10 protein-coding genes are annotated in these 12795 nt (G+C 73.4%); 8 read left to right on the top strand and 2 right to left on the bottom strand.

Features of this window, described 5'->3' with window-relative positions:
- Positions 1-161: 161 nt before the first annotated feature.
- Positions 162-1124 (bottom strand): LysR family transcriptional regulator, encoded by a 963-nt coding sequence (locus tag ABD332_RS09660; RefSeq protein ID WP_344501447.1) that lies wholly within the window; start codon positions 1122-1124, stop codon positions 162-164.
- 167 nt (positions 1125-1291) lie between these two features.
- Here ABD332_RS09660 and ABD332_RS09655 point away from each other — a divergent pair, with 167 nt between their 5' ends.
- Complete coding sequence (locus ABD332_RS09655) at positions 1292-1948, top strand: DUF998 domain-containing protein (RefSeq protein ID WP_344501446.1); 657 nt, start codon at positions 1292-1294, stop codon at positions 1946-1948.
- Positions 1903-2748, top strand: a complete 846-nt coding sequence (locus ABD332_RS09650) for an SDR family NAD(P)-dependent oxidoreductase (RefSeq protein ID WP_425552158.1) — start codon at positions 1903-1905, stop codon at positions 2746-2748. The genes ABD332_RS09655 and ABD332_RS09650 overlap by 46 nt, the downstream gene beginning before the upstream one ends.
- 17 nt (positions 2749-2765) lie before the next feature.
- On the opposite strand, the gene ABD332_RS09645 is transcribed toward ABD332_RS09650, so the two are convergent.
- Entirely contained in the window at positions 2766-3254 is a 489-nt protein-coding gene (locus ABD332_RS09645; protein WP_344501444.1) for a winged helix-turn-helix transcriptional regulator, read from the bottom strand.
- Positions 3255-3320: 66 nt separating this feature from the next.
- Here ABD332_RS09645 and ABD332_RS09640 point away from each other — a divergent pair, with 66 nt between their 5' ends.
- The 6 genes from ABD332_RS09640 (at position 3321) to ABD332_RS09615 (ending at position 12531) form a co-directional block, all read left to right on the top strand.
- Positions 3321-3827, top strand: coding sequence for a PaaI family thioesterase (locus tag ABD332_RS09640; RefSeq protein WP_344501443.1), 507 nt, complete (start codon positions 3321-3323; stop codon positions 3825-3827).
- A gap of 168 nt (positions 3828-3995) precedes the next feature.
- Positions 3996-5777, top strand: coding sequence for a S8 family serine peptidase (locus tag ABD332_RS09635; RefSeq protein WP_344501442.1), 1782 nt, complete (start codon positions 3996-3998; stop codon positions 5775-5777).
- Between the two features lie 31 nt (positions 5778-5808).
- Positions 5809-8298 carry a putative bifunctional diguanylate cyclase/phosphodiesterase gene (locus tag ABD332_RS09630; RefSeq protein ID WP_344501441.1) on the top strand — a complete coding sequence of 830 codons (2490 nt, stop codon included), beginning with the start codon at positions 5809-5811 and terminating at the stop codon, positions 8296-8298.
- Between the two features lie 11 nt (positions 8299-8309).
- On the top strand, positions 8310-9005 hold the full coding sequence (locus tag ABD332_RS09625) for an NRDE family protein (RefSeq protein WP_344501440.1): 696 nt from the start codon (positions 8310-8312) through the stop codon (positions 9003-9005).
- 123 nt (positions 9006-9128) lie between these two features.
- On the top strand, positions 9129-11126 hold the full coding sequence (locus tag ABD332_RS09620) for a glycosyltransferase family 39 protein (protein WP_344501439.1): 1998 nt from the start codon (positions 9129-9131) through the stop codon (positions 11124-11126).
- Positions 11127-11313: 187 nt separating this feature from the next.
- Positions 11314-12531: a bifunctional glycosyltransferase family 2/GtrA family protein gene (locus tag ABD332_RS09615; RefSeq protein WP_344501438.1), complete on the top strand. Its 1218-nt coding sequence runs from the start codon at positions 11314-11316 to the stop codon at positions 12529-12531.
- Positions 12532-12795 lie beyond the last annotated feature (264 nt).

Raw genomic sequence — 12795 nt, 5'->3', positions numbered from 1 at the left:
CCGGCTCGCCTTCTGGTCCGTCAACCGCGACCGCCCCTGCCCCGGCGGCGGCGTCGTCTCCAACTGCAGCGGCATCGCCCAGAACAACTGGCAGTTCACCCAGATCACCGCCACGTTCACCGGGTAACCGCGCGAACTGAGCACAGCGAGGGCTGGTCCTGCTACAGGGCCAGCCCTCTTCTGTCGGGGTGGCGCCCCAGCCAGGCCGTGTAGCGGTCGTTCTTGCGCACGGCGTCGGCGTAGGCCTCGATCGCATACGCCCAGACCTGCCCCGCCACGTCGGCGGCGGGCCCGTCGGGCAGCCAGCCGAGCATCTGCCGCCAGTGCAGCGGCGCGCCCGCGATCGGCACCGCGGCCAGGCCCGCCATCGGCCGCAGCGTCGCCTGGCACAGGCCGACCGCGTCGCCGGACTCGATGAGGTCGATCGCGCCGCGGACCTCCGTCTCGAACAGGACCCGGGGCGTGAACCCGGCCCTGGCGCAGGCCGCCGCGTGGCAGGAGGAGAAGCAGCCGTCGCCGGGCGCGGCGACCCACTGGGCGTCGGCGAGCTCGGCCAGGTCGACCTCGTCGCGGTCGGCGAGCCGGTGCCCCTCCGGCAGCAGCAGGAACACCGGGTCGGCGGCCACGGCCCGCCAGGCGAGCCCGTTGTCGGTCGCCGGGGGCGCGTCGCCGCAGGCGCCGACCAGGACGAAGTCCAGCTTGCCGGCGAGCACCTGGTCGCCCAGCTCGGCGGCGGACCACGACGCGTGCGTGCTGACCTGGGCACCCGGATGGTTGCTGCTGATGCGGTGCACCAGGCCGCCGAGGATCGGGCCGTTGACCGCACCGATCCGGTACCGCCCGGCGCGGTCCGTCGTGCTGGCCAGCCGGGTCGCCTCGTCCTGGAGCCCCTTGACGGCCGGCAGCAGCACCCTGGCCCGCGCCAGCACCAGCTCACCCAGCGGTGTCGCGCGGGCCCCCCGCCGGTCACGCTCGAACAGCAGCCCGCCGAGCGCCCGCTCGATGCGCTGCAACTGCGCGGTCAACGCCGGCTGGGCGAGGCCCAGCACGGAGGCCGCCTTCGTGACACTGCCGGCATCCGCGATCGCGCACACGACCCGCAGGTGCCGCAGCTCCAGATCCATATGCAGACGGTAGGACCTCCGCCGGATGGGGAGAAGACCCCAAAGCCATCGAGCCTCACCGTTTTCGCAGATCGACACATCTGCGAAACGTGCCGGTCGATCATCATATACGGGGGGCGGGTATGCGGCGATGCTATGGAACCGGGCCGCCTGGGTACCCTGGACGGGTGCTCTCCCCCCGCCGCTGGTGCGCCGGTGCCGCCACCGCGACCGCGGCGACCGGCGCGATCGGGCTCGCCTTCGCCGTGGCCGGCTCAGCGCCGTGGCGCTATGTGAGCGAGTCCGGCGTCGCCGGCGCGCCCCACCCGACGCTCTACCGGGTCAGCATGCTGCTCCTGGCGGCGTCGCTGGCGTTCCTGGCGGTGCCGGCCCGGCACACCGCCCGCCACGCCCTCGTCGCGCTCCCGTTCGTGCCCGGGCGCGTCGCCGCCCTGGTGCCGGCGGGGCTCGCCGCGGCGGCGATCGCCCTGGCCGCGCCTCTGGCCGCCGTCGCGGGCGCGGTGACCTGCTCCCCGGGGTGCCCGCTGCCGCCGTATGAGTCGCCCCAGCCGCGGGACCTGGTCCACGCCGCCGGCGCGATCGGCGCGCTGCTGCTCCTCGCGCTGGCGATTCTGGTGTACGCCACCCAGCCCGACCACTCGACACTGCGCCGTGCGGGGCGGCTCGGGGTGCTCCTGGCGTTCCCGCCGCTGATCCTGTCCGCGATCGGCATCCTGTTCCTGGGCCGGGGTCTCTTCACCGGTCTCATGGAGCGGGCCGCCCTGGTCGCCGTGTCGGCATGGCTGGTGCAGACCGCCGCCGTCCACGTCCGCGCCAAGCCGTGACCCGCACCGTCGTCGTCACGGGGGCGAGCGCGGGGATCGGCCTCGCCGCCGCGAAGGGGTTCGCCGCCGCCGGCGACCGCCTGATCCTCCTCGGCCGGAATGAGGGCCGCCTGGCCGCCGCCCTCGATGCCGTGCGCGACGCCGGCGCCGCCGACCCCGTGGCGGTGCGGGCGGACTTCGCCGACCCGGCCCAGGTGCGGTCCGCGGCCGCCGAGGTCCGCGCCGCCTGCGACCGCATCGACGTCCTGGTGAACAACGCCGGCGGCCTCTTCCGCGGCCCCACCTGCCTGCAGGTCAACCACCTGGCCGGGTTCGAGCTGGCCCACCTGCTGCTCGACCGGTTGCGGGACCCCGCCCGGCTGATCACGACCGCGTCCCTCGCCGAGGCCTGGGGCGTGCTGGACGTCGACCGGCCGCTGCGCGCCTCACTCTGGCACCGCAGCCGGTGGCTCGCCTACGGCTCCTCGAAGCAGGCGAACATCCTGTTCACCCTGGAAGCGGCCCAGCGCTGGACCGCGCGCGGCGTCCTGCCCGTGGCGTTCTTCCCGGGTCTCGTGCGGAGCCGGTTCGCCACCACCAGCCCGCTCTTCATGCTCGGCAAGCTGATCCCGGTCCTGTTCAGCTCCCCGCAGAAGGCCGCCGACACCCTGCTGTGGCTGGCCGGCGCGCCCGCGGAGGCGCTCGTGCCCGGCGGCTACTACTTCCTGCGGCAGCCCTTCGCCGCGACGCCCCGCTCCACCTCACCGGCGCGGGCCGCCCGCCTCTGGGCGTCCTCCCTGGAGGCCGTCAAGCTTCGGTGACCGCGAGCTGGCGGCCGTCAGGCGTCGGCGACCGCGAGCCGGCGGCGGGCGCCGCGGCCGGGGCGGGGCACGACGTCGCGCGGCGGGACCTGGGCGTGGCCGGACTCGCAGACCAGCACGGCGTGCACGGGCGCGCCGCAGCCGCGGTGGACCGTCTCCAGCGGCGGCCCCTCCGGCCCGGCCAGGTACCGGTCGCCCCACTCCAGCACGGCGACGAGCAGCGGATACAGGTCGAAGCCCTTCTCGGTGAGCCGGTACTCGTCGCGGACCCGCGAGCCGGGCTCCCGGTACGGCACCCGGCGCAGCACGCCGTTGTCGACGAGCATGCCGAGGCGGTTGGTCAGCACCTGCCGCGGGATGCCGGTGCGCTCCCGCATGTCGTCGAAGCGGTGGATGCCGTTGAAGACCTCGCGCAGCACGACGACGGTCCACTTCTCACCGAGGATCGCCATCGCCGCGCCGATGGTGCAGTTGTCGACCGACCAGTCCAGTGCCGCAGGTCTCATCCCGTCAGGCTAACCCGCACCTGAGTCTGGTTGACAGATCCAGCTCTCGCCCGACAGGCTGCATCCATGACGCAGACTCAGGACGAGGTCCGTAGCCGCACGTTCACGTGGTCCGACCCGATGCTCAACGCGGCCGAGCTCGGCCGGCGCAGCGGCCTGGAGCTGCTGCGGGCGATGGCCCGCGGCGAGCTGCCGGCGCCGCCGATCACGCACCTCATGGGTGCCGGGCGGATCGAGGCGGAGCTGGGCCGGGTCGTCGTGACCCTCGAACCGCAGGAGTTCCACTACAACCCGCTCGGCAGCATCCACGGCGGGGTCCTCGCGACGCTGCTCGACACGGCCGCCGCCTGCGCCGTGCACTCGACGCTGCCGGCCGGCGTCGGGTACACCTCCCTCGACCTCAGCACGAAGTTCCTGCGCCCCGCGTCGATCGCGTCCGGCACCCTGACCTGTGAGGGCACCGTGCTGTCGAAGGGCCGGCGGACCGCCCTCGCCCAGGCGGTGATCACCGACGCCCGCGGCGGCATGGTCGCCCACGCCACGTCGAGCTGCATGATCTTCGACCTGACCTGAAGGCCGCACCTGGAGGCCGCACCTGGAGGCCGCACCTGGAGCAGCGTGACCGACACCACGCTGCGTGAGGCTTGATCAGCGAAGAGTGCCCGACCTGGTGACAACGCCACGCTACCGGCTGCTCAACCATGGATCACGGCGAGTCGTCGACCCATGGAAGGGGACCGAATGCCAAGCAGAAACCGGAGCGCACTGGGTGCCGCCGCGGCAGCGATCATCACGATCGCCGGCGTGGCCGCACCGGGCGTGCCGGCGACCGCGGCACCGCCGGCGGCATCGGCCGCCGGCCAGCTGACCCGGGTGATCGTCGCCTACGACGACGCCGACGCGGCAGCCCGGGCGGTCGACCGCGCCGGCGGGAAGGTCGGCCGGGCGCTGTCGATCGTGGAGAGCTTCGCGGCCGAGATACCGGACACGCAACTGTCCGCCCTGAGGGCCGCCCCCGGCGTGCGGTCCGTGACCCTCGACGGTGAGGTGGCACTCCAGGCCGAACGATGGCGCGCCGACGGCGACGCCAACTCGATGTTCAGCGTCGTGCGCGCGACCGGCGCGCTGGACGTGTGGAAGAAGACCGACTCCAGCGGCCGCCCGATCGGCGGCGCCGGCGTCGGCATCGCCCTGATCGACTCTGGCGTCTCGCAGGTCACCGGGCTCAACGACCCAGGCCGGATCGTCAACGGGCCGGACCTGTCGTTCGAGTCCCAGTCGCCCAACCTGCGCTACGCCGACACGTTCGGGCACGGCACCCACATGGCCGGCCTGATCGCCGCCCGCGACCCGGGCACCAACTTCATGACCGTCGACTCGCCGACCAACTTCACCGGCATGGCGCCCACCTCGACGCTGATCAGCGTCAAGGTCGCCACCGCCGACGGCGCCACCGACGTCTCGCAGGTCATCGCCGGGATCGACTGGGTCGTCACGCACCGCAACGACCCCGGCCTGAACATCAAGGTGCTGAACCTGTCGTTCGGCACCGACAGCTACCAGGACGAGAAGCTCGACCCGCTGTCGCACGCGGTCGAGGCGGCCTGGAAGAAGGGCATCACGGTCGTGGTCTCCGCCGGCAACGACGGCAAGACCCGCACCGCGCTGTCGATGCCGGCGGCCAACCCGTACGTCATCGCGGTCGGCGCCGCCGACTCGAAGGGCACCGAGTCCCGCTCCGACGACGTCCTCGCGGACTTCAGCACCCGCGGCAACACCACCCGCTCCGCCGACCTGACCGCGCCCGGCCGCTCGATCGTCGGCCTGCGCGACCCGGGCTCCTACGTCGACGTCAACTACCCGACGGGGCTCGTGCCGGGCGACACGACCGGACGGTACTTCCGGGGCAGCGGCAGCTCGCAGGCCGCGGCCATCACGTCCGGCGCCGCGGCGCTGCTGCTGCAGCAGCGCCCGAACCTCACGCCCGACCAGGTCAAGAAGCTGCTCGTCAGCACCACCGACGCGATGACCGCCGGCGACGTGCTGGGCCGCGGCTCCGGCCAGCTCAACATCAAGAAGGCGATCGAGGCTCCGACACCCGCCGCCACGCAGACGTGGGCGGCGTCGACCGGCACCGGCACGCTGGAGTCCTCCCGCGGCTCCGCGCACGTGGCGGACCCGGTCACCGGCACCGAGCTGACCGGCGAGACGGACATCATGGGCCGGGCCTGGACGCCGTCGACGTGGGCGAAGGCATCGACCGCCGGCACCGCGTGGACCGGCGGCACCTGGAACGGCGCGACCTGGACCGGCACGTCGCTGAGCGGCACGGCTACGACCGGCCGCAGCTGGGTCGCGGTCGGCTGGTCCGGCACCAGCTGGTCCGGGCGCACCTGGAGCGGGCGCACCTGGAGCAGCGCCGTGTGGGACGGCCGCACATGGAGTGGCCGAACTTGGTCAGGTAGCACCTGGAGCGGCCGAACTTGGAGTGGAAGTTACTGGTCAAGCTCCATCTGGCAGTAACCCTCATGAAAAGGGCGATTCCGGGACGGTCATGAAGAAAGCACGCGCGTGGACGCGCCCGGACGCACGGGTGGCGGCGCTCAGCCTGTGGCTGGGCGTCGCCACCGTCGTGGCCCACGGTCTGCGCATCCACCACGGCGGGCTTCCGGCGTCCCCCGATGCCCTGCCGCTGATCCTGCTCGCCGTCGCGTTCGCGGTCACCGAGGGGTTCGCGGTGCACATCCGGGTCCGCCGCGGCGGCCACGCGATGAGCCTCAGCGAGATCCCGATGGTCCTCGGGCTGCTCTCGGTCGACCCGACCCTGCTGCTCACCGTCCGGCTCCTCGGCGGCGGCCTCGGCCTGGTGATCCTGCGCGGCCAGCGCGGCGTCAAGCTCGGCTTCAACGTCGCCCTCCTCGGCGTGCAGACCACCGCGGCGTCCGTGATGCTGCGCGCCCTCACCGGCCCCACCCTGCCCGACGTCGGCCCGATGCAGTGGCTGTACGTGCTGCTCGTCATGCTCATGTCCGACGTCGTCGCCGCGGTGCTGGTCACCGCCGTGATCGCGCTGCACGACGACCCCAGCGAGTGGAAACGCCTGCCGAGCGCCCTGCAGGGCCTGCCGCTCGTGGCGATCACCACCAGCATCGGCCTGATCAGCACCCTCGCCATCGACCGCGACCCCCGGGCGATCGCCCTGCTCGCGATCGTCTCCGCGGTCACGTACCGGGCCTACCGCTCCTACGTCAGCCAGAGCCAGGGCCACGAGCAGGTCGAAGAGCTCTACGCCTTCACCCGCGCCGTCGACGGCGTCCTGGACACCGGCGGCGTCGCCCGCATCGTGCTCGAACAGGCCCGCGACCAGCTCCGCGCCGAGCGAGCCGAGCTGATCATCCCGGGCGCCGACGGCTCCCAGATCCGGATGCGCATGCACGGCCGGCACCAGCTCGACACGACCGTCATCGACGCCCTGCCGGAGACCGCGTGGTGGCAGCCCGCCCGCGCCGGCACCCCCGTCCTGGTCGCCAAGGGCAGCCGCGTCGTCGGCTCCATCGTCGACGGCATCGCGGTGCCCGTGCCGCTCAACGACGGCGCGACCGGCGTGCTGTTCGTCGCCGACAGCCTCCCCGACATCCCGACCTTCGGCGAGCATCACGTCCGCCTCTTCCAGGCGCTCGCCAACCACGCCAGCCTCTCGCTCGCCAAGGCCCGGCTCCTCGACGAGCTGCGCCGGGAGGTCGCGGAGAAGGAGCACCTGGCGCTGTACGACCCGCTCACCGGCCTGCCCAACCGGCAGCGCTTCCAGTCGCTCACCGACGCGCTGCGCGCCCAGGGCACCCCGGTCGCGATGCTGCTCATGGACCTCGACCGCTTCAAGGACGTCAACGACGCGCTCGGCCACGACATCGGCGACACGCTCCTGCGGCAGGTCGGCGACCGCCTGCAGGGCCGCCTCGGCGACCGCGGCACCGTCGCCCGCTTCGGCGGCGACGAGTTCGCCGTCCTGCTGCCCGGCATCCGCACCCGCGAGGTCGCCGTCGCGATCGGCGACGACCTCGCCGCCGCCATGGAGCAACCGATCGCGATCGGCCACCTGCGCCTCAACGCCCGCGTCAGCATCGGCATCGCGCTCGCCCCTGAGCACGGCCACGACGCGAAGACCCTCATCCAGCGCGCCGACGTCGCCATGTACGTCGCGAAGACCACCCGCACCGGGGTGCGCGTCTACCAGCCCGACGACGACCGCAACAGCCCCCGGCGCCTCGCCATGGTCGCCGACCTGCGCGAGGCCATCCAGCGGCACGACCTCGTCGTCGTCTTCCAGCCGAAGCTGGAGACCGCCACCGGCATCGTCCGCGGCGCCGAGGCCCTCGCCCGCTGGCACCATCCCGCGCACGGCTTCGTCCCGCCCGACGAGTTCATCCCCCTCGCCGAGACGTCCGGCCTGATCCGGCCCCTGACCCTGCACGTGCTGGAGGTCGCGCTGCGCCGCTGCGCCTCGTGGCGGCGGATGGGGCACGACATGCACGTCGCCGTCAACCTGTCGCCCAACAGCCTGCAGGAGGCCGACCTGCCCGACATCGTCGCCCGGCTGCTGGGTCAGGCGGGTGTACCGGCGAGCGCGCTGACCCTGGAGATCACCGAGAGCAGCATCATGGACGACCCGGCCGGCAGCCTCGTCACGCTCGACCGCCTGCACGCCCTCGGCGTCAAGCTCGCCATCGACGACTTCGGCACCGGGTACTCCTCCCTCGGCCGCCTCCGCGAGCTCCCCATCCACGAGATGAAGATCGACAAGTCCTTCGTGCAGCGCATCGCCGTCGACCACCGCGACCGTGCCGTCGTCCGCTCCGCCGTCCAGCTCGGGCACGCCCTGGACCTGGAGGTCGTCGCCGAGGGCGTCGAGGACGAGCAGACCCTCCACCACCTGCGCACGGAGGGCTGCAACCTGGTCCAGGGCTACTTCATCTCCAAGCCCCTGCCCGCCGACGAGTTCGCCGACTGGCTGGCCGCACGGGTGCCGCAACTCGGACAGGCATAACCTTTTCCCGCATGTGCACCGTGCTCCTCCGCTTCGACCCCGCCGCCACCTTCCCCGTCCTGCTGGCCGCGGTCCGCGACGAGTACCTCGCCCGCCCCTGGGAGCCGCCCGCCGAGCACTGGCCCGGCTTCTGGGGCGGCCGCGACAGCACCGGCGGCGGCACCTGGCTCGCGGTCGACCCCGCCGCCCCGGCCGTCACCGCGCTGCTGAACGGCTTCCCGCCCCTGCCGCCCCTCGGCGACCGCCCGACCCGCGGCGCCCTCCCGCTGACCCCCCTGCCGCAGGACCTCTCCGGTTTCGACGCCTTCCACCTGGTGCGGGCGACGCCCGCCGAGGTCACCGTCCTGTCCTGGAACGGCACCGACCTCACCACGCACACCCTGCCCCCGGGCGACCACGTGATCGTCAACCAGGGCGTCGACGTCAACGACTTCGCCCCGCTCCACGCCGCCGCCACCCCTCCCCTCGCCCCGGACACCCCGACCCGCGAGGCCTGGGGCGACTGGGTGCCGCTGCTCGCGGGCGGCACGTTCACCGGCGCCGCTCCGCGCACGCTGCTCGTGCGCCACGAGGTGGACGGCCTGGAGTACGGCTCCGGCTCCGCCAGCCTGGTCGCCCTGGGCCGCGACACCGTCCGGTACGACTTCGCCACCACCCCGGGCCCCTCCGCCACCTGGACCCGGATCCCCGTTCCCCAGACCCGCTGACCGGTCCGTCGCGGTGGACCGGTCCGCCACGGTGGGCCGGTCCGCCACGGTGGGCCGGGACTCACAGGTGGCGCACAGGTGGGGCCCAAGGTGCTGGCAGGGGCGGGCCGCAGTCTCGGGAACATGACGACGACGCTGGTCCGCCCCGCTGACATTGCCGACACGCCCCCGCAGACGCCGCCGCCCCGGGATCCGGTCTGGGCCCGGCCGGCGTTGGGGGTGCTCCTGGTCGGCACGCTGGTGGCGTACGTGTGGAACCTCAGCGCATCGGGTTGGGGCAACGCCTTCTACGCGGCGGCGGCGCAGGCGGGCGGCGAGAGCTGGAAGGCGTGGTTCTTCGGCTCGTCCGACGCGTCGAACTTCATCACGGTCGACAAGACGCCCGGCGCGCTGTGGGTCACGGGACTGTCGGTGCGCGTCTTCGGGCTCAGCTCCTGGAGCATCCTCGTGCCGCAGGCGCTGATCGGGGTGGCGACGGTCTGGCTGCTGTACGCGACGGTGCGGCGCTGGCACGGCCCGGCGGCCGGGCTGCTGGCCGGGGCGGTGCTCGCCACGACGCCGATCGCGGCGCTGATGTTCCGGTTCAACAACCCTGACGCCCTGCTCATGCTGCTGCTCGTCGCCGGCGTGTACGGCATGGTCCGCGCGCTGGAGCGGGGCAGCACCTGGTGGCTGGTGTTCGCCGGCGGCAGCGTCGGCTTCGGCTTCCTGACCAAGATGCTCCAGGCGCTGCTGGTGGTGCCGGCGTTCGCGCTGGCGTACCTGCTGTTCGCGCCGACCGGCTGGGGGCGGCGCCTCGTGCAGCTGCTGGTCGCGGGCGCGGCGGTGGTCGTGTCCGCCGGCTGGTGGGTGGCGACCGTCGAGCTGATCCCGGCGTCGTGGCGGCCGTACGTCGGCGGGTCGCAGAACAACTCGATCCTGGAGCTGACCCTCGGGTACAACGGCCTCGGCCGCATCACGGGCAACGAGACCGGCAGCGTCGGCGGCGGGGGCGGCGCCAACGGTGGCCGCTGGGGCGAGACGGGCTGGTCGCGGCTCTTCGACGGGCAGACCGGCGGGCAGGCGTCGTGGCTGCTGCCGGCGGCGCTGATCTTCCTGGTCGCGGGCCTGGTCTGGTCGACGCGGAAGGCCGCCTACGTGCTGTGGGGCGGCTGGCTGGTGGTGACCGCCGTCGTCTTCAGCACCATGCAGGGCATCTTCCACGACTACTACACCGTGGCCCTGGCGCCGGCGATCGGCGCGCTGGTCGCGATGGGCACGGCCACGCTGTGGCGCCGCCGCGGCAACGTGTACGCGCTGCTCACCCTCTCCTCGGCGGTCGCGGTCAGCGCGATCTGGTCCTACGTGCTGCTCGCCCGCGCCACCGGTTTCCAGCCGTGGCTGAAGGTCGCGGTCCTGCTGGCCGGCGCGGCGGGCGCGGCGGGCCTGCTGGTCAGCCAGCAGCTCGGCCGCGGGATCGGGCGGCGGGTCTCGCTCGCGGCGGCCGCGGCGGCGCTCTTCGCGGTGCTCGGCGGGCCGGTCGCCTACTCGTTGAACACGATCGCCACCCCGCACTCCGGCTCCATCGTCACGGCGGGTCCGGCGGTCGCCGGAGGCTCCTTCCCGGGCGGCGGCGGCCGCGGCGGTACGGGCGGCGGCCCTTCCCGGAACGGCGGCTTCCCGGGAGGCACCGGCACCTTCCCCGGTCCCGCCGGCACTGGCGGCGGCTTTCCCGGCGGCGGCGGTGCGGGGCAGCGTGGTGGCATGGGCGGGGGCGGCATGGGCGGGCTGCTCAACGCCACGACGCCCAGCGCGGAGCTGGTCGCGCTGCTGCGGGAGGACGCGGCCAAGTACACGTGGGTCGGTGCGGCCGTCGGGTCCAACAGCGCCTCCGGGTACCAGCTGGCGACCGAGCTTCCCGTGATGGCGATCGGCGGCTTCAACGGCAGCGACCCGGCGCCGAGCCTCGCACAGTTCCAGCAGTACGTCGCCGACGGCCAGATCCACTACTTCATCGGCGGTGCCGGCGTCGGCGGGCGCAGCAACGGCGGCAGCAGCGTCAGCGCGGAGATCGCCGCGTGGGTGGCCGCCAATTACACGGCGCAGACGGTCGGCGGCGTCACGGTGTACGACCTGTCCTGACCACGCCTCCCGTCCACGAGGGCCGTCCCGTTTCCGGGGCGGCCCTCTTCGCAGCCGGGGTACCGGCTCGCTTTTCGCAGCCGGGGTACCGGCTCGCTTTTCGCAGGCGGGGTGCCGGCTCGCTTTCACAGGTGGGGTACAGGATCGCCACAACCTGCCGGAAGCAACGGAGCCGAACTTGGTTGGCATGACGACAACGACGCTCCCGCGCGCAGCAACCACCGACGTCACCGCCGCCAGCGCGGTCCTCGACGTCGTCGTCCCCGTGTACAACGAGGAGCGCGACCTCGGCCCGTGCGTGCGCCGGCTGCACGCCCACCTCAGCGCGACGTTCCCGTACCCCTTCCGGATCACCGTCGCCGACAACGCCAGCACCGACGGGACGCTCGCGGTCGCCACCACCCTTGCCAGCGAGCTGGCCGGCGTCGAGGTGCTGCACCTGACCGAGAAGGGTCGCGGGCGGGCCCTGCGGGCCGCGTGGGACGCCTCCGACGCGCCGGTCCTCGCGTACATGGACGTGGACCTGAGCACCGACCTCAACGCGGTCCTGCCGCTGGTCGCCCCGCTGCTGTCGGGCCACTCCGACGTATCGATCGGCACGCGGCTGGCCCGCGGCTCCCGTGTGGTGCGCGGCGCGAAGCGGCAGTTCATCTCCCGCTCGTACAACATCCTCCTCCGCGGCACGTTGCAGGTCGGCTTCTCCGACGCGCAGTGCGGGTTCAAGGCGATCCGCAAGGACGTCGCCGAACAGCTCCTGCCGCTGGTGGAGGACACCGGCTGGTTCTTCGACACCGAGCTGCTCGTGCTCGCGCAGCGGGCCGGGCTGCGCATCCACGAGGTGCCGGTCGACTGGATCGACGACCCCGACAGCCGCGTCGACATCGTCGCCACCGCGCTCGCCGACCTCCGTGGCATCGCCCGCCTCGCCCGCGGCCTGGTCGACGGCTCGCTGCCGCTGCAGTCGCTGCGCTCCCGCTTCGGCCGGGAGCCGCTCGCCGCCGCGGGCGTGCCGGCGTCGATGCCGTCGCAGCTGCTGCGCTTCGCCGGCGTCGGGGTGCTGTCGACGGTCGCGTACCTGCTGCTGTTCGCGCTCCTGCGCCCCGCGGCGGGCGCGCAGGCGGCCAACTTCGCGGCCCTGCTGATCACCGCGGTCGGCAACACCGCACTCAACCGGCGGCTGACCTTCGCCGTGCGGGGCACCGCCCACGCCGGCCGGCACCAGGCACAGGGCCTGCTGCTGTTCGCCCTCGGCCTCGCGCTGACGTCGGGCTCGCTGGTCGCGCTGGACGCGGCGGCGCCAGTACACCCGCACCTGCTGGAGGTGGCCGTCCTCGTGCTCGCCAACCTGGCCGCGACCGTGCTCCGGTTCGTGCTGATGCGGGTCTGGGTGTTCCGCAAGGCCTGATACCCGGGCTACACCGGCGCCTCTCACAAGCCGTCCCCACACCGGATCCCGATCGCCGGCACGGCGCCCGCCCGGCAGCTCGGCACCCTGCTGGCCACCCCACTGGACGCCCGGCCCGTCACCGACGAGGCCACCGCCCGAGGTCGCGTGCCCTGGGTTCCGCTTCCTCCAGGACCTTAGCCCACGACAGGAAATTGATCTCCGGCGTCGTCGCTGTCCGTAGTTTAGCCTGCCCGCAATACGAATGCCTGGGGCACCGGGCGG

This window comes from Dactylosporangium maewongense (genome assembly GCF_039531485.1).
In the GTDB taxonomy this organism is placed as follows: domain Bacteria; phylum Actinomycetota; class Actinomycetes; order Mycobacteriales; family Micromonosporaceae; genus Dactylosporangium; species Dactylosporangium maewongense.
Note: the sequence above shows the minus strand (reverse complement) of the source record. Positions and strands in the feature narration are given on the sequence as shown.